This window comes from uncultured Psychromonas sp., assembly GCF_947489755.1.
Classification (GTDB): Bacteria; Pseudomonadota; Gammaproteobacteria; order Enterobacterales; family Psychromonadaceae; genus Psychromonas.
In genome coordinates this window covers 1-19111 of the sequence record NZ_CANLFB010000015.1, presented here as the reverse complement: position 1 = coordinate 19111, position 19111 = coordinate 1, and the positions used below count along the sequence as shown (strand labels likewise).

Annotated in this window: 14 protein-coding genes; 1 reads left to right on the top strand and 13 read right to left on the bottom strand. The window is 35.9% G+C overall.

The genetic code is table 11. The annotated features are described in order from the left end of the window. Positions 1–84: 84 nt before the first annotated feature. Genes Q0794_RS09965 through Q0794_RS09955 form a run of 3 tightly spaced genes read right to left on the bottom strand, consistent with a single transcriptional unit; the run spans position 85 to position 4621 of the window. The gene (locus Q0794_RS09965; protein WP_298941569.1) at positions 85–1488 is read right to left on the bottom strand and encodes an efflux transporter outer membrane subunit; all 1404 of its coding nucleotides are present in this window, start codon (positions 1486–1488) and stop codon (positions 85–87) included. A gap of 2 nt (positions 1489–1490) precedes the next feature. Further along, a complete protein-coding gene (locus Q0794_RS09960) occupies positions 1491–3431 on the bottom strand; it encodes a MacB family efflux pump subunit (protein WP_298941568.1) in 1941 nt (646 codons plus the stop codon). Positions 3432–3436: 5 nt separating this feature from the next. Then, on the bottom strand, positions 3437–4621 hold the full coding sequence (locus Q0794_RS09955; protein ID WP_298941567.1) for an efflux RND transporter periplasmic adaptor subunit: 1185 nt from the start codon (positions 4619–4621) through the stop codon (positions 3437–3439). A 395-nt stretch (positions 4622–5016) separates the two neighbouring features. On the opposite strand from Q0794_RS09955, the gene Q0794_RS09950 reads away from it, so the two are divergent. Then, positions 5017–5898, top strand: coding sequence for a crotonase/enoyl-CoA hydratase family protein (locus tag Q0794_RS09950; RefSeq protein WP_298941566.1), 882 nt, complete (start codon positions 5017–5019; stop codon positions 5896–5898). 19 nt (positions 5899–5917) lie between these two features. On the opposite strand, the gene Q0794_RS09945 is transcribed toward Q0794_RS09950, so the two are convergent. From Q0794_RS09945 to iscR, 10 genes are all read right to left on the bottom strand, one after another. Next, positions 5918–8467, bottom strand: coding sequence for an ATP-binding protein (locus tag Q0794_RS09945; RefSeq protein WP_298941565.1), 2550 nt, complete (start codon positions 8465–8467; stop codon positions 5918–5920). Positions 8468–8493: 26 nt separating this feature from the next. After that, on the bottom strand, positions 8494–9546 hold the full coding sequence (locus Q0794_RS09940; protein WP_298941564.1) for an HD domain-containing phosphohydrolase: 1053 nt from the start codon (positions 9544–9546) through the stop codon (positions 8494–8496). 1344 nt (positions 9547–10890) lie between these two features. Continuing rightward, positions 10891–11301, bottom strand: coding sequence for a SufE family protein (locus tag Q0794_RS09935; protein ID WP_298941563.1), 411 nt, complete (start codon positions 11299–11301; stop codon positions 10891–10893). 129 nt (positions 11302–11430) lie between these two features. Beyond that, a complete protein-coding gene (sufT, locus tag Q0794_RS09930) occupies positions 11431–11964 on the bottom strand; it encodes a putative Fe-S cluster assembly protein SufT (protein WP_298941562.1) in 534 nt (177 codons plus the stop codon). 3 nt (positions 11965–11967) lie between these two features. Continuing rightward, entirely contained in the window at positions 11968–12318 is a 351-nt protein-coding gene (locus Q0794_RS09925; protein ID WP_298941561.1) for an iron-sulfur cluster assembly accessory protein, read from the bottom strand. Between the two features lie 9 nt (positions 12319–12327). Beyond that, a complete protein-coding gene (locus Q0794_RS09920) occupies positions 12328–13545 on the bottom strand; it encodes a SufS family cysteine desulfurase (RefSeq protein ID WP_298941560.1) in 1218 nt (405 codons plus the stop codon). A gap of 7 nt (positions 13546–13552) precedes the next feature. Further along, positions 13553–14812 carry a SufD family Fe-S cluster assembly protein gene (locus Q0794_RS09915; RefSeq protein ID WP_298941559.1) on the bottom strand — a complete coding sequence of 420 codons (1260 nt, stop codon included), beginning with the start codon at positions 14810–14812 and terminating at the stop codon, positions 13553–13555. A gap of 3 nt (positions 14813–14815) precedes the next feature. Then, on the bottom strand, positions 14816–15601 hold the full coding sequence (sufC, locus tag Q0794_RS09910; protein ID WP_298941558.1) for a Fe-S cluster assembly ATPase SufC: 786 nt from the start codon (positions 15599–15601) through the stop codon (positions 14816–14818). Between the two features lie 12 nt (positions 15602–15613). After that, positions 15614–17050: a Fe-S cluster assembly protein SufB gene (gene sufB, locus Q0794_RS09905; protein ID WP_298941639.1), complete on the bottom strand. Its 1437-nt coding sequence runs from the start codon at positions 17048–17050 to the stop codon at positions 15614–15616. A gap of 78 nt (positions 17051–17128) precedes the next feature. Beyond that, the gene (gene iscR / locus Q0794_RS09900; protein WP_298941557.1) at positions 17129–17617 is read right to left on the bottom strand and encodes a Fe-S cluster assembly transcriptional regulator IscR; all 489 of its coding nucleotides are present in this window, start codon (positions 17615–17617) and stop codon (positions 17129–17131) included. Between the last annotated feature and the right edge of the window lie 1494 nt (positions 17618–19111).

Here is a 19111-nt window from a genome sequence, read left to right as displayed (position 1 = left end):
GGTGTTTTTTTTCAATTAAACAATATCACTTAGATGAATTTAGTTCTGGCTAACACAAGGGAAACATTATTCAAAAGCAGATTATTATTCATCAGTCATTGTCACTTTAGGTGCAATATCTGAACCTCCTAGTGCTTGATATAAGGTTGCTTGAATATTGAATTGATTGTAGCGATTTTCTAAAATATCTTGTTCAGTATCCCTTAATGTATCTTGTGCATCTAACCAGTCTTGAATATCAATTGCCCCATAACGATATTGACTGGCATAAATGCGTTCAGCAGCTTGTGCAGCATTATATTGCTCTTGTAACCTTGCTCCTTGATAAAGATATTGTTGCCTTGCTGAAATAGCATTATCTACTTCGCTAAATGCACCATATAAAGTCTCTCTATAAGTAACAACAGCAGACTCCACATCAATTTGCGATAGCTTTTTGTTTAGCTTCATCTCATTCCACTGTAAGAAAGGCAGCAGTAAATTAGCACCTAAGGTGCCAATTGGATTTGATAGTAGATTTTTAAGTTCCTCAGACGAAGAGCCTAATGTGCCGGATAAGGTTAAACTTGGCAGGTAACCAGCAAAAGTGGCATCTTTAGTGGCATAGGCAGACTTTAAATTATATAGCGCTGATTTTACATCAGGGCGGCGAATTAAGAGGTCAGCTGGCACACCTGCAGCAATCGTCGGTATACTTCCCTCAGGTAATTTCTCTATGTTGATTGGCATTTTCATAGGTGGTTGATTATATAAAATGGCTAATGCATTTTGTGTCTCTACAAGAACTTGTTGTGACTCACTATATGAAACTTGCTGCTCAGCCAAACTGCGTTGCGATTCAAAAATATCTAGTTTAGTGACTGCACCTAATCTGTATTGACTTTCAATGACCGCTAAACTTTTCTTTGCAGACTCTATATTCTCTTGGCTTAATGCAATACTTTGTTTAAGGTAACCAATTTGCCAATATAAAGAAGCGGTCGTTGCGGCTAAACTTTGTGCAGTGCTTTCTCTATCTTCTGCACTGGCAGAGCTAATCCATTTAGCCGCATCAACTTCAGAGGCTACACGTCCCCATAAATCCAGTTCATAACTAATCGATAAGTCAGTACTGTAATTACTACTGCTAGCGCTACTGTTTAATGATGTTTCTCGATACGCATCGGTATTTGAGCTGAGTTGAAATGAGCCTTCAGCTTCAGTTAATCCTGCTTTTAAGCGAGCACTGCGTAAGGTTAAAGTGGCTAACGCTAAGTCATTGTTGGTTGCTAATACTTGCTCAATTAACGTATTAAGTTCTGGATCATTGAAGCGTTGCCACCATGGATCAAGTTGTACTTGTTCATTGACAGCTAAGCTTTGCCAGTTTTTTGGAATATTAACTTCAGGTTGATAATCTTCAGTTTTTTGTGTTGAACTACAGCTACTTACTAGTAACATTATGCCTAGCGTGTAAATACAGCGTAATAGGGAAGGTGTTTTAATCATAATTATTCTCTCGCTAATGCATCAACAGGATCAAGTTGTGCGGCATTTCGTGCTGGTAAAAATCCGAAAAGGACACCGATTAAGGTGGAACAAACAAAGGCTGTGATGATCGAACCCATTGAGTAAATCATTTGGAAGCTACTACCAGTTGTCGCAAATATAAAGCCAATTAAGTAGGCAAGCGCAATACCAATAACACCGCCCAAAAAGCATACAAGTACTGCTTCAATGAGGAATTGTCTTAAAATATCACTTTGTCTCGCACCTACGGCCATTCTTACACCAATTTCTCGTGTGCGCTCTGTTACCGAAACTAACATGATATTCATTACACCAATTCCACCTACAATTAATGAAATAACAGCAATAGCTGTAATCAATAAGGTCATGGTTTGAGTCGTTTTCTCGATACTCTGACGAATAGAATCAGTATTAATGGTAAAAAAATCTTCACTACCGTGACGCATTTTTAACAAGGCTATAATACCTTGTTCAGCGGCATTACTCGATGCAGACTCATTAACTCTGACGGTGATACTATCAAGGTAATTTTGATTGACCATACGACTTGCAACAGTACTGTATGGAATCCATACGTTTAACGTATCACTACCTTGGAAGGTACTTGTTTGAGGTTTAGTGACCCCAATAATGCGCACTGGTAGATCTCCAATAAAGATCACTTTACCAATCGCTGATTCATCTAAAAAAAGCGATTTCCGTGTATTGTCATCGATGATTGCATCTTGTGATAAGTTAATAACATTTGTTTCATCCCAAAATTGTCCTTCAGAAATCTCATAACCTTTAACACGAAAATAATCCGAACCAACGCCGTTAAAAGTCGCTGAAACAGCTTGGTTACCGTACCGAATAGTACCTGTACTGCTAATAGAAGGGGTAGCACTGTCAACGTAACTTAGATTTTTTAATGCCTCACTATCTTGCGATGTGAGTGTTCTTACTAAGCCTGAACGTCTGTCTCCAAACCCTGAACCTGGACGAACATCAATAGTATTAGTCCCCATTGCGCTAATATTTTGTAATACTGCCTGTTGCGAACCAGCACCTAATGCGACTACTGACACCACAGAGGCAATACCAATAATAATACCTAGCATGGTTAAAAATGTACGTAATCGATGAGATGACATAGCTAATAATGCCATTTTAAAGGCTTCAGTATAGCGCCCAATACTACTGTTTTTATCGCTTACCGTTTCAGTATCTGCTAATGTTTTTTGGTCCTTTTTCTGTTTGTTTTTTGTATCTCTGATGATTAAGCCATCTTTAATTTCGATAATTCGATCAGCAAAGTTGGCTACCTCCATATCGTGGGTAACTAAAATAATGGTATGCCCGTCATGATGTAATTCTTGTAATAATTCCATCATCTCTTCGCCACTTTGACTGTCTAGTGCACCCGTTGGTTCGTCGGCCAAGATAACATCTCCACCGTTCATTAGTGCACGTGCAACACTAACGCGTTGTTGTTGCCCACCACTTAATTGACCTGGTTTATGGTCAAGACGGTCTGCTAACCCAAGGCGAGTTAATAGTTGTGTTGCGCGTTGATGGCGAAGGGCTTTCTCTTTCCCTGCATAGATCGCGGGAATCTCTGCATTTTCAATAGCATTGAGGTCGCCTAATAAATGATAACGTTGAAAAATGAATCCAAAATATTCTCGACGTAATTGTGCCAACTGATCAGCATCCATCTTCGAGGTATCTTGACCATTAATAAAATAACTACCTTGGCTAGGTTTATCTAAACACCCTAAAATATTCATTAAGGTTGATTTACCTGATCCCGATGCGCCAACAATGGCAACCATCTCACCTCGATTAATTGTCAGATTGACATCATTTAATACCGTGAGTGTTTGCTCCCCTGCGGCAAAGGAGCGATACACGCCTGATATAGCTAATAAAGGATTATTCATTATATTTAAAGCCCCATTGGTGAACGGGATTTACGAGTGCGTTTTGGTGCGTTTTCCGCCGCCGAACCGATAACAATTTGATCGTCTTCTGTTAATCCATCGGTAATCTCAGTATTAACATTGTTACTAATACCTACTTCGACTTTTTTGTGAATAACCTTATCATTTTCAAGCACAGGTACTTGATAACGAACGGAGCGTCCTGTGTGTTTCTGTATAACTTGAGAAGGAACTAATAGTGTATCTTTAGCTTCACTTAAAATAATAGAAACCTGTGCCGTCATGCCAATACGTAATACACCCTCCGGATTATCTACTTCAAATAAACCATTATAATAAATAGCATCAGAATCACTGGATATCATATCACTATCATCACCATCCATTGAAGTTGGACCTGGCTCAATGGCACGTAGTTTTGCTTCATAGCGTTTATTCGGTTGCCCTAAAATAGTAAAGTAAACCGCTTGTCCGGGTTTAACATTGATCACATCTGCTTCTGATATTTGAGCTTTAATGGTCATTTTACTCAGATCTGCTAATTCGACTAAAGTAGGAGTAGTTTGACTTGCGTTTACCGTTTGTCCTACTTCTACAGAGTTGTAGACAACAACTCCTTCTATTGGTGCTTTGATAGTGGTATAGCCTAAGTCTAACTCAGCGCTTTCGATACTTAACTGGTTCTGAATTTTTTCAGCTTTTAATTGGTCTAGCTCTGCTTTATAAACAGCAAGATCGGCCTCAGCTATTTCATAGTCTTCTTTGGAGCTGGCATTTTCTTTAAACATCGCCTTTTGACGATTAAAAGCTTTTTGCGCTTGATTTATCTGTGCTTGCTTTGCTTTATATTCTGCATTGGTAATGGTAAGTGATGCTTTAGCTGTTTCTAAATCATTTTTTTGAGTTAAATTATCAATCTCTGCTATTAAATCGCCTTTATTAACATGCCCACCAAGAGGAACGGGTAAATTGAGAACCTGTCCTGACACTTGGGAGCCGACACTAACTAATTTAGAAGCTTGTAGCATGCCAATTGCGAGTACACTGCTTTCAATATTTCCTCGTTGCGCTGTTTGGGTTTCATAGTCTTGAGTAGGTTCTTTAGTTTGAAGGCAATAGAAAGCGGCTGCAGCGAGTAAAACAATCGCGACGGTTATAATAATTAACGTATTTCGAGTCGTTTTTTTCATAATTTAGGTATTATCCAATAACAAGTTTAATCGTATTTTAATATAAGCTACTTTTATAAAAGCATGAGGTAACTTTATAATTTTTATACTTAATAAAATATCACATAAAGCGGTTAATCTATTTCAATTAGGGTTACCGACAGCATAATGATAAAAATCATTTACATATTAATACTAATCAAGTTAAGAAGCGGTTAAGAAACAAAAAATTGACTCTAATAATATGACTTAATTAGCTAAGTGATTGAGATATATGTTTTTTTGACTTATTTAAACACGTTGATCATAGGCTAATTTTGATTTTATATTGGTACACTTTAAGTACATTTATCAAGTGTGATGAATGAAAAACTAAGTGAAAACTTGGATTAATTAAATACTTAAAGGAAATTAAAATGATGGATAACCTAGCAAGAGTCACTAACCTACACGTTGCAACAAAAGAAAATATCCCTGCTAACCAATACACTCAACTTACAACGCATTACGATGAAAAATATAAAGCGGGTTGGTATTATATGCATGCAAAGCCTCGTTCTTGTTTTACAGCACTGTTATTGGATGAAATCGCTGATTATCAAAAAAGTGTTCAGTTGGAAATGCTGAATAGCGATCAGGAAAAGTATGGGTATTTAGTACTTGCTTCTGATATTGAGGGGATATTTAATTTAGGGGGGGATTTGTCTGTTTTTCAAGGGTTAATTAACAAACGAGATAGAAATGGGTTATTAGATTATGCAGTTAAATGTATTAATGTTTTATACAATAATATTATCCATCTGGATTCTGAGCTTACAACAATTGCCCTAGTACAAGGAGACGCATTAGGTGGTGGTTTTGAAGCTGCGTTATCAAGTAATATCTTAATTGCGGAAAGAGGAACTAAACTAGGATTACCTGAAGTCTTATTTAATTTATTCCCCGGTATGGGGGCTTATTCTTTATTGATGCGTAAAGTAGGACCAGCAAAAGCCGAAGAGATAATTTTAAGTGGGAAATTATATTTAGCAGAAGAATTATATGATTTAGGTATTGTCGATATTTTAGCTGATAAAGGGAAAGGTGAAATGGCTGTTTATCAGTATATTAATAATGTAAACCGTAAAGCTAATAGCTTTAAAGCTATTAGAAAGGTCAAAGATATTTGTAATCCTATTTCGTATAAAGAGTTGTTAGATATTACAAAAATATGGGTTGAGTCTGCTTTAGAAATTGGCAATAAAGACCTTCGTATGATGAATAAATTAGTCATACGTCAAACTGCAAAAAATGTTTAATACGCTCTTCATATAACGTCTAATTTATCTTTCCTGTAGAGGCTTTATTTAATATTTCATTTAAAGCTTCTACAGTTTTATTATAGTTATACTTAATTTCATCAATTAGTAAATTGAGCTTTTCAGTGCCTATATCGAAAGGTTTATAAGTTTCACCCTTAGCACACATATCAGATAATCTATCTGCACCTAATTCAGAAGCCGCACCTTTTAATGCGTGTAATGACTCCCTATATTGCAAGTAATCACCAGAAATTGCTTCATTAATTAATTTGATATGCTTATCACCATCCTTAATGAAAGCTTTAATTAATTGGTCCATAAATTGAAGATCATTGTCCAGTGAGAAAAGATCGTTAATAACTTCAGTGTTACACCAAGAATTATCAGTTTCATTGACATCAATTGAATAAAGTTGATGTGTTTTCGTAGAAGTATTACTCACTTTTTTAATTACTTTTGTTTTTAGATCTTTTGATATCACTGCTATTTTTTCTAGTAAATCGTGAGAGTCGACAGGTTTAGTTAAAAATTGATTAATACCTAAAACAATACCTAATTCTCTGGCTTCTGTTGTTGCGTCTGCGGTCAACATTATAATGGGTAAGCTATGACTTGTATCGATAAAACGTAGGGCTTGTATAACCTCATCACCCGATCTTTTGGGCATATTTTTGTCTACAATAAGTAGATCTATCTGGTCAAAATCTTTTGTTAATACCTCTAAGGCTTCTTCACCATTATCAGTAATAACTACAGAGTGCCCAGCTCGCCTCAAAATACCTGAAAGTACTTGTTGATTAACTTTATTATCTTCTGCAATTAATATATTTAATCGTTTTGACCCATCTTGGGTCGCATAGAATTCACTAAAAGAAATTACTTTAGTATTATCTTTTTCTAAGTTTTGAGTTTTATTTAATGCATTGAATAAGGCTCGTTTATCTTTGAGATCTCTAATAACAGATGAATATAAAGACTCAATGCGGTTATCTTTTAAATAATCATCCATTGGATTTAGTAAGATTAAAGATAACTCATTTAATAACTTTTCTGACTTTAATCGCTCTATAAAACCATATGGTGTTGATTCTGAAAGGCTAAGGTTATCCACCATCATCGTTTTATAAGCTATATTTTGAGATAAACCTTTTTTCAACATAGCTAAAGCATGTTCAGACGATTGAACAAAATCTGCTGTTAGATTCCAAGTATTGAGAAAGTGCTGTATTGCTTTTTTACTATTGTCTGTAGCTAAAATTAACAAATGGTGATCACTAATATCCATTAAAGGATTTGGCAAAATAGTAAAAGGCAGCTCAAACCAAAAAGTAGAACCTTTATTTAATTCACTTGTTACACCAATCTTTCCTCCCATCAGTTCAACGAGCTCTTTAGATATGGTAGTGCCTAACCCTGACCCTCCAATATGTCGAGTTGTTGCTATTCCTACCTGTGTAAAGTCATCAAATACACTAGAAAGTAAGTTTTTTTCAATGCCTATTCCAGTATCTTTAATTTCAAAGCGAAGTACCGTTGCATTTTCTTTTTGCGATATTTCAAAAATATTTAAATTAATAGAGCCGTTGTCTGTAAATTTTATCGCATTACCAATAAGGTTAACTAGAATTTGACGAAGATACTGTTGGTCACCTTTCAATAAAAAAGGGATATTAGAATCAATGTTAGAATTAATCTGTAGTGATTTTGTTTTTGCTATAACTTTTTGAGTTGCCATTACTGAGTTAATAACTGAATGTAAATCAAGAGGCTCTTGCGTGATAACAATTTTTCCTGCCTCAATTTTTGATATATCCAGTACTTTTTCTATTAATCCTAGTAAGATTTTAGCCGAACTTTGCATCGTATTTACAAGATTGCGTTGTTCTTGCTCAAGCTCGGTTTCTCTTAATAAATCACCTAAACCTAGGACACCATTTAATGGTGTCCTTAATTCATGTGACATATTTGCTAAAAAGCGACTCTTAGCTTGGTTGGCTTTCTCTGCCATATTTATTGCGGTATATAATTTTTTAATTAAGAATATTGAATATAGAGGTATTAACGTAATAACAAGCAATAAACTGATTGAGATAGGTATATTAGACTGCCAATATTCGCTTAAAGAGATGGTTGTACTAAAGCCGATTAATCCAATGCTTAATGAAGTATATAAATAGTTAATTCCAAACCTAAAACCGTTACCTAAAATAACCCATAGATAAAAAACAAATAAATACACTGCATCCTTACCCGCTATTCCAATGAGGATAGATAATGGAATAAGATCTAGAGTAATACCCAATACTCTTCTCGTTACGCTCACTTGAGGATAAAATAATATTGAAACTAAAAGGGTTATAGAGAGGGATGTTGTTATTAATATAAGAATATTTGCAGGGGAGTTTAATATATCAGCGAATGTTTCCTGTTTTGCCCAAGGTATACAAAAAGAAATAACTAATATTAACTCTATAAATACACGTACTATTGCTTGCTCAGCTTCTGGATCATTGTTTTTTTTAATACAGTTTCTAGCTGCTCTTAGCTTTTTGAGAAATATGTTCATTAAGACATCTAATCCATTTAATTGTTTTACTGAACATCCGGGTATTTCAGCTGAACGTGCTCTATTTTTTGTAAGCTGTTACAAAATGCATTGACACACTCTGGGTCAAATTGTGTGCCTGAATTATTTTTTAAAAAAGCAATAACGTCTTCAAGTGGCCATGCTTTTTTATAAGGACGAACAGACAATAATGCGTCAAATACATCTGCGACTGAAACGATACGGGCAATTAAGGGAATATCTGCACCGACTAGGTTATTAGGGTAGCCTGTGCCATCAAATCTTTCATGGTGGTTGAGAGCAATGATAGCCCCCATTTGCATATATTTTGACTGACTACCAGACAGAATTTCATAACCAATGGTAGTATGGGTTTGCATTATTGCCCATTCATCAGGCTCAAACCTGCCTGGTTTTAATAACACACGGTCAGGAATACCTATTTTACCAATATCATGCATTTGTGCAGCATGCTCTAGGTCATCGCATTCTATTTCATTTAAACCCATTTCTTTAGCTATTATTTTAGAATATTTTGCCATTCTAATAACATGGTTACCTGTTTCTTCATCGCGATACTCTCCAGCTTTGGCAAGTTTTAAAATGGTTTCTTGTTCGCGTTGAAGAATTTGCTCGGTTGCAAGTTGAACTTGTTCTGCTAACCAATCTGCTCTATTTTGAATAATGACATGCTGCTTATGTAGTTTTAACAAGTTCCTACAAGTTGTACGGCATTCAATTTGATCAATAGGTCTTGTTAAAAAAGCAGTTGCACCTACATCCAATGCTTCATATCTGACCTTTTTATCATTAACCACGGTGATCATCATGATTGGAATATGTTCACCGCTAGTTGTTTTACGAACTTCTTTAATAAACTCAACACCATTCAAACCCGGCATTCTATAATCGGTTACGATGAGGTCTGCTTTATTGATACTCAGCCATTTAAGGGCTTCGTTAGGATCTGAAAAATCAATTACTTTAATATCATCGGCTATTTGCAGGATAATTTTTTCTAAGATCATTCTGCCTGTTGATTGATCATCAACAATGACGACTTGTCTTTTATTATTCAAATCAGTTCTTCCAATCTAGTTTAAAGAATTAATAAATATAAAGTTAAGTAGAGAAATAGAGTTGTTATATTTATAAGTTCATATATTAACTAATACTTATTATTATTTATACTTACATGTGATTTCTGCTTTCAGAAACGAAGCAAATAATTATTTTTTACGAGCATAGTATACGTGAACTGCCTTTATTATTAATACTTATTAGATAGGTTTAAGTTAAATTTTTAACCTAAAGTTCGATATAGCAATAAAATAATACATAAATATAATAAGTAATTCATTGAAATAAGACTTTTAAAAAAGGTGTTGTTTTTCCGACTATAGTAACTGAGAGCAATGAGTTATTAACAGTCTCTTTTAAGTTTTTTGAGGCTATTACTCGTAGGTTTTCAGAACAGGGGAAACCTACGACCTTCGCTACTTCTTATAGAGATTGAGTCAGACGAGCTACCTGATTGTTGCATTTAAATACAATTATATGTTTATCGGTTAGATTTTTTAGCATAAATGTAAAATGGGTATTAATTTTTGGCTGGGTATTTTCTATGTGTCTTAGATTCGAATAATAAGTATACAACTTAAAGAGATAGAAAAAGTGGTCTGTTGAATAATTGCTAATCGCTTACACAAAATCGACGTTGATATTTTCGTAAGGCAATTAAAGCGAACAGTAGCGACATTACCTTAATTAACTCAAAATCTATTCCTGAATTAAACCTAGAATAAATATCCGAATAGTAGTGAGAAAATCATCATGTACTCATTAGCCATGAAACAATTTATCTTTGTATATGATCAGGGAAAACGTGGTGCTTAGTTATGCCAATACCGCGTAGAAGAGATAAAGTTATCAGTCTTGTAGCAATACCAATCACGCTAATTAACTTATCTATTTTACTTGTTAAAATAACTTACTTAACGTAATAGGTATAGGTATAGGTATAGGTATAGGTATAAGGATAAGTAAGCGGTGTTGAAAAGTAATTTCACTCAAAAATAAAAACGACTATTAAAAACCTTTCCAGAAATAGAGCATATGAGGATTTATAATCAAACATCAATTCGACAGGCTTAAATTGATCAAAGGTAGTATTAAGTATTATTGCGCATACTGATTCTCCTGTGAAAGAGAACAATCAACTTTATGTTTCAGCTTGGAATGGTGGGGGAAATCACTTTATTATCAGCACAGTATGAGTGCAGCACAAAAATTAAATCAACAGTGTAAGTTATTATAGGCTTATGAAGGTTAACGATAAAAAAATAGCTTGAGACCTAGGGAAGGTTTCAAGCTATTAACTATCACGGCTTAAGTTACCGTAGCATAATATTTTTGTGTTTTGATTAAAGTGACGCTTTAGCGATATTTTTAATACGATCAACGATAGAGCGTAAACCGTTACCACGTGTCGGGCTAAGGTGTTTTTCAAGATCTAAGGCTTCAAAATAAGCATTGATATCAAACTCTACTATTTCGCTTGCTGTTTTATTATTGAAAGCGGCAAGCACTATCCCAAGTAGACCTCTTACTATAATTGCATCGCTATCTACTGAAAAAATAAGTAATTTACCGTCAACATCGGGTTGGATCCACACATTACTTTGACAGCCTTTTACAAGACGCTCTGCCGTATGCCATTTATCATCAAAAGCGGGGAGTAGTTTTCCTAAATCGATAATGTACTTATACTTCTCTTCCCAGTCGTCAAAAAATGCTAAATCGTCAATAATTTCTTCTGTAGTTGGTAATAACATGTTGCCCCTTGTGCTTTGCATACGACATAGATGAAAAATCGTACTCAACGTTTAGTTTCATGTTGTTTTACATGAGCTAGTTAAATACGATTTTCTATTATATTTTATTATCTGGATTGGCGAAAGTGATTAGAAGAAAAGGCCTGACTCTAATTGTGCTTCTTCACTCATCATTTCTCTTGACCAAGGAGGATCAAACAATAGTTCAACTTTAACTGCTTCTACGTTGGGCACTTTAGCAACGCGATATTCAACATCACTTACTAGTACAGGTCCCATACCACACCCAGGCGCAGTTAAGGTCATATCGATATGTACAGTTTTGGTTTTTTGTTCGACAGTGACTTTATAGATTAGACCTAATGATACTAGGCTTATTGGAATTTCTGGGTCATAAATACCATCTAATGCTTGCCATACCTGACTCTCATCAATTTCATCTCCACCATGATCTTCAAACTCTAAGACTTCTGATTTCTGACCAATCGCTGAGGCATCGGTACCATCGATACGTAACATATTACCCATCCATGTCACGGTATAATTACCACCAAGGCTTTGATTAATTGAAATAAACTCGCCCTCTGGAATGATTGACGGTTCACCTGTTGGAACTCTACGTGCAGCACAAGCACGCTGTGTTACTACCATTTTTTGTTGCATTACTTAACTCACATTAAAGCTTTCGCCACAGCCACATTCAGCTGCAACATTTGGGTTATTATATTTAACAACTTGATTAACACCTTCATTGACTAAATCAATCTCTATGCCTGAAAGCATTGTCATCGATTCTGAAGCAACTGCAAAATTAATGTTATCAAAGTTGATGATAGCATCATCTTCTAAGGGGCTATCAGTTATATCTAATACGTAGGCAAATCCAGTACAGCCGCTCACTTTGGTACTTAAACGAATGAAATGATCTGGTTTTTTTGCCACTTTTTCAGAAAAATATTTTTGTGCCGAATCTGTTAAAGAGACGATTGCACTAGGGTCGAATACTGATACTGTCATTTAAAACTCCTAAGATAACATTACTTTTACTTTTTTTAGTGCAGTAAATAATGCATCAATTTCGTCGAATGTATTATAGAGAGCAAAGGAAACACGTGCAGTCCCTGGCACATTAAACCTTGCCATTAAGGGTTGTGCACAATGATCGCCAGTACGAATAGCAATCCCTTGTTTATCTAATAAAAAACCAATGTCAGCAGGGTGGCCAACATCGAGAACAAAACTTAACACTGATATTTTATGCTGGGCATTACCTATAATAGTTAACCCTTCAAACTCGTTGGCTAGTTTTGTCGCGTAGGCTAATAAAGCCATTTCATGTTCCATAACGGCTTTATGATCTAAATGAGTAAACCACTCAACTGCTTTACCAAACGCGATGGCAGAACCTACATTGGGCGTGCCTGCTTCAAAGCGATAAGGCAGTACGTTCCATGTTGACTCTTGAAGTGTAACGGTAGAAATCATTTCTCCACCGGTGCGCCATACAGGCCAGTTTTCAAGAAGAGAAGAGCGTCCCCACAGTATACCGGTACCCATTGGCCCATAAACTTTATGTCCTGAAAAAACATAAAAATCACAGCCAATTTCTTGTACATCAGCCCAACCATGGGCAGCGCCTTGTGCACCATCAACTAAGACCCAAGCATTAAAACGTTTTGCTTTAGCCGTCATAGACTTAACTGGGTTGATTGTACCCAGTGCGTTTGAAACATGTGGAAAAGCAACAAACTTGGTTTTCTCTGATAGTAAACTATCGAACACATCTTGATCTAATTCACCAGCATCTGTCACTGGAATTATTTTTAATGTTGCGCCTGATTTTCTACATGCTTCTTGCCAAGTGACTAAGTTGGCATGATGATCCATTCCAGTAGCAATCACTTCATCACCCGATGACAACAAAGAGCTTAAACCGTTGGCAACAATATTAATGCTTTCTGTTGTGCCCGTTGTCCAAATAACTTCTTCACGCTTCGGAGCGTTAATAAACTTCTGGATAGTATCTCGAGCTTGTTCAAAGTGCTGTGTTGCTTCATCAGCAAGAAAATGAGCGCCACGATGAACATTTGAATTACTGTTGGAATAATAATCAACCAACGCATCAATCACACATTGTGGCTTTTGTGTGGTTGCTGCATTATCTAAATAGATTAAAGGTTTTCCATTTACACTACGGCTTAAAATTGGAAATTGTTCTCGAATCGCAACGACATCAAAACTCATTAAATCCTCACTTCACTTCCATTGCTGAAAATCGATTACGAATGATAGGACGTATCCATTCTGACAGTACTGTGTTTGGCATTAAATCAATCAGCTCATTAATGAAACCAAAATTTAACATGACACTTGCTTTAGCACGATCAATACCGCGAGTTTGTAAGTAATACAAAGCTTGCTTATCAACCTGAGCTGACGTTGCTCCATGTGCACAACGGACATCATCAGCATAAATTTCTAATTCAGGTTTTGTGTTGATTTCAGCTGTATTAGTCATCAATAAATTGCGATTATTTAATTCAGCTAATGTTTTTTGTGCATCACGGTGTATGTGAATTCGCCCATTAAATACCGCTTTAGAACGACCAGCAACAATACAACGAACATTCTCTTCTGTTGTACCATTTGGCATTGCATGCTCAACCGTTGCATGAAGATCAAATAATTCATTGCCATCGAGTAGATAAATAGCATTCAATTTTGCATCAACGAACTCACCAGAATGAATAATGTCAGTATCTAAACGAGATAAATCACTACCAAAAGCAACAATCGTACTGTGCATTGAAGAATGATCTAACAAATTGAAATGACAACCACCAACTGCGACATTGCTGCCCGTTTGAAGTGCGAAACGGTAATGCTCTAAATGCGCTTTTGCAGAGACTTGATATTCAACAAATGCAGTACATAGGCTATCACCTTCAGCTTTTACGTCTTCAATAACGGCTAAGTGAGATTCTTTTCCTAATGTCACTTGTACACGTGTATGAGATTCAGCACCTAAACTCAATAGTGAACTAATGCGTAGTGGCTGCTTAATATTAAATCCATCTTCAACGTTCACAATCACTACATCTTGCGCGAGTGCATCATTCACTAAACCAAATAAGTGACGTTTAGGTTTGATGTCTGAAAAGTTAGCTAAAGCTTGCGATTGCTGCTCTTTATTTAAATCAGAGCCTAGAGAAATTGATAGACCTTTTGGTAAAACATCAGGTAATTGTGTTTTATCCCATTGTCCATTTATAAACACTAATTCTATTGCTGATAAATCAGTAATATTTTGTGGTAATAAATTAGCAATCGTCTCAATATTTTTTGCTTTTGAGTTTTGAATCGCACGTAGCGACGTATAACGCCATGCTTCTGTTTTACGTGTTGGCCATGGAGTCGTTGATAATAAGTCAATGGCTTGAGTCCGCTTAGGAGTCAGCCAGTCATCTATTTTTTGCCCTCGAATGATGGCACTTTCTAACCATTCGCTCATGAGTTACTCCTCAATCTTAGCTTCAACATTACCATTCTCTAACCAAGCATAACCTTGAGATTCTAGTTCTAGAGCAAGTGAAGCATCACCACTTTTTACTATTTTACCATCCGCTAAAACATGTACAAAATCAGGCTTAATATAATCAAGTAGACGTTGATAATGGGTTACAATAATAAAGCTACGATCTGGAGAACGTTGGCTATTTACACCTTCTGCAACTAATTGCAGCGCATCAATATCTAGTCCTGAATCAGTTTCATCAAGAATACATAATTTTGGTTTCAGCAGTAGCATTTGCATCAATTCATTACGTTTCTTTTCACCACCAGAAAAACCTTCATTAACACCACGCTTTAAAAAAGCCAGCGGTAAATTAACTTGTTTACAGGCTGCTTTTGCTTGCTTCAATAGTTCAGAAGACGTTATTGCTTCTTCTCCATTGGCTGCTCGTACTGCATCAACAGATGCTTTCAAAAATTCTAGGTTGCTTACGCCTGGTATTTCTACTGGGTATTGAAAAGCTAAAAATAGACCTGCATTTGCGCGTTCTTCTATTTCCAGATCAAGTAAATTTTCACCGTTAAATGTTACGCTGCCACTTTCGACTTCATAACCATCACGACCAGAAAGTACATAACCCATTGTACTTTTACCAGCACCATTTGGGCCCATAATCGCATGTACTTCACCTGGTTTAATATCTAAATTAAAACCTTTCAGGATTTGCTTTTCTTCTATTCCTGCATATAAATCTTTTATTGTTAATAAACTTTTAGTATTCGACATTTTAATAATTCCTTAACCTACTGAGCCTTCAAGACTAATTTCTAATAATTTACTTGCTTCAACGGCAAATTCCATTGGCAGCTCTTTAAATACTTCTTTACAGAAACCATTCACAATCATAGAAACCGCTTTTTCAGGATCAAGTCCGCGTTGACGACATAAAAATAGTTGTTCGTCACTTACTTTTGATGTGGTTGCTTCGTGTTCAACAATGGCAGAAGGGTTGCGACTTTCTATATAAGGGAAAGTATGCGCACCACATTTGTCACCAATTAATAATGAGTCACATTCAGTGAAGTTACGCGCACCATCAGCACTCGCCATCATTTTAACAAGGCCTCGATAACTATTATTACTGCGGCCAGCAGAAATACCTTTAGTTATAATCGTAGACTTAGTATTTTTACCGATATGGATCATTTTAGTACCGGTATCGGCTTGTTGGCGACCACGAGTAAGTGCAACAGAGTAAAACTCTCCAACACTATTATCACCTTTTAAAATACAGCTTGGGTATTTCCAAGTAACGGCTGAACCGGTTTCAACTTGTGTCCAAGATATTTTTGCACTGGTATGGCATATACCACGTTTAGTTACGAAGTTGTAAATACCGCCTTTGCCATTTTCATCACCCGGATACCAGTTTTGTACTGTTGAGTATTTAATCTCAGCGTTATCCATTGCAATCAATTCAACAACGGCTGCATGTAATTGGTTTTCATCACGTTGTGGTGCAGTACAACCTTCAAGGTAACTAACATGGCTGCCTTCATCGGCAATAATGAGAGTACGTTCAAATTGACCTGTATTTTGTTCATTGATACGGAAGTAAGTTGATAACTCCATTGGGCAGCGTACACCTTTAGGAATATATACAAATGAACCATCAGTAAAGACTGCACAGTTTAGTGCTGAGTAGTAGTTATCTTTGCGACCAACAACGGTACCAAGGTATTTTTTCACAAGCTCTGGATATTCTACAATCGCTTCTGAGATAGGACAGAAAATAACACCTGCTTCATATAACTTTTCACGAAAAGTAGTCACAACAGAAACCGAATCGAATACAGCATCAACCGCAATACCCGCTAACATTTGTTGCTCTATAAGCGGGATACCTAATTTTTCGTAAGTACGTAATAATTCAGGATCAACTTCATCTAAAGATTTAGGTTTGTCCTTCATACTTTTAGGCGCAGAGTAGTAAGAAATCGCTTGGAAATCAATTTTAGGGTAATCGACTAAAGCCCAGTCCGGCTCTTCCATTTTTAACCATTCTCTAAATGCACCTAAACGCCATTCCAGCATCCAGTCTGGTTCACCTTTCATTTTAGAAATGCGCTCGATAACACTTTCATCCAAACCTGGCTCAAACGTTTCTGATTCAATATCAGAAATAAAACCAGCTTCGTATTCTCTTCCTAGTGCTTCATCTATTTCTACTTGCACCGTCATATAAAACTCACTTTTTAACTAATGGGGGGTGGAGGCTTGGTGGCCTGTGTATCTTTAACTTTAATTGACTATTTAATTGATCTTTTCAACAGAATATTTTTCGTCTTTAATGTCGATTTTTCTACTTTCAATATCTTGTTTACCTGATATTTCTTGAACATCATCTCGGTTCATCAAATCCGCTAGGCTAATCTTATTTAAAAAGCCATGTATTTGGTCACTCAAATCGCACCATAAATTATGTGTTAAACAGGTAATACCATTTTGGCAATTACCTTGCTTTTTACATGCAGTCGCATCAATTTTTTCGTTAACTGCATCTACTATTTGCGCAACAAAAATATCTTCACTTGCTCGCCCTAATTGGTATCCTCCGCCAGGTCCTCTGACACTTTTTACCAAAGACTCTCGGCGAAGCTTAGAAAATAACTGCTCAAGATAAGATAAAGAGATACCTTGTCGTATAGAAATTTCCGATAAAGATACAGGCCCTTGTTTAGGATTCAATGCAAGATCAAGCATAGCCGTTACTGCATAACGGCCTTTTGTTGTTAAACGCATAAGAGCTCCAATAAAGTTATTCTTGAGGAGGGCATAATATATAAAACCTACTAAATTAGTCAAGTACTTACTTGACTAATTTAGTAGGTTATTTTGTTTTTATATTTAAGAGTATTGAAACGTTTCATTTTTGAATAATTAACTCTCATATTAAACTCTATAATTGACTGATTAGATGGGAATACTCTAAAGGTATGCATTTCTAATGTGTTAGATGAATTATTATGAAAATTTCATTTATTATTGAATATAGATCAATCCACTAAGCGTTTAACTTAGAGGGCTATCAGGTTACTCCATCTTGAATACAATCTATTTTTATAGATTAGCCTATTTCGCATCAACGCAAATAAGATATTATTTTTTGTAGCGTATTTTATATGTGTTAATAGAATAATTAAAGGGGTTTAAAGATATTAGAAGTGGGTTACGAGAGCAGGATTTAAACTTATGACCTTCGCTATTGTTTATAGAGAGTTGAGCCGACCAGCTAACAGGTTGTTTTCATCAGAATACAATCTAATCTAAGAAATTGCACTTATTATGCGAATCTAGGATTGAAATAGTAAGTGAATAACTGAAAAACTTCTAAAAATATTAGACGTGGGTTGCGAGAGCTGGGTTTGAAGCTACGAGCTTCGCCATTGTTTATAGAGAGTTGAGTCCGACGAGCTACCAGATTTTTTTAATCTTGAATACAATATATTTTATAGATTAGGTTGTTTTGGATATAGGTAAAAAGGGCTTAATTTATAGCAGGGTTTTTATGTGTGCTTGGATTAAAATAGAAAATTAATAACTAAAGAACTTCTAAAGATGTTAGAAGTTGGTTGCGAGAGCAGGGTTTGAAGCTACGAGCTTCGCCATTGTTTATAGAGAGTTGAGCCCGACGAGCTACCAGATTTTTTTAATCTTGAATACAATATATTTTATAGATTAGGTTGTTTTGGATATAGGTAAAAAGGGCTTAATTTATAGCAGGGTTTTTATGTGTGCTTGGATTAAAATAGAAAATTAATAACTAAAGAACTTCTAAAGATGTTAGAAGTTGGTTGCGAGAGCAGGGTTTGAAGCTACGAGCTTCGCCATTGTCTATAGAGAGTTGAGCCCGACGAGCTACCAGATTTTTTTAATCTTGAATACAATATTTTATAGATTAGGTTGTTTTGGATATAGGTAAAAAGGGCTTAATTTATAGCAGGGTTTTTATGTGTGCTTGGATTGAAATAGAAAATTAATAACTAAAGAACTTCTAAAGACGTTAGAAGTTGGTTGCGAGAGCAGGGTTTGAAGCTACGAGCTTCGCCATTGTTTATAGATAGTTGAGCCAGACGAGCTACCAGACTGCTCCATCTCGCGTCCGATATATTTGTAACTTTTTTCTTACTAGACTTTCTTTTCTAAACTGAATTAGAAGTTGGTTGCGAGAGCAGGATTTGAACCTACGACCTTCGGGTTATGAGCCCGACGAGCTACCAGACTGCTCCATCTCGC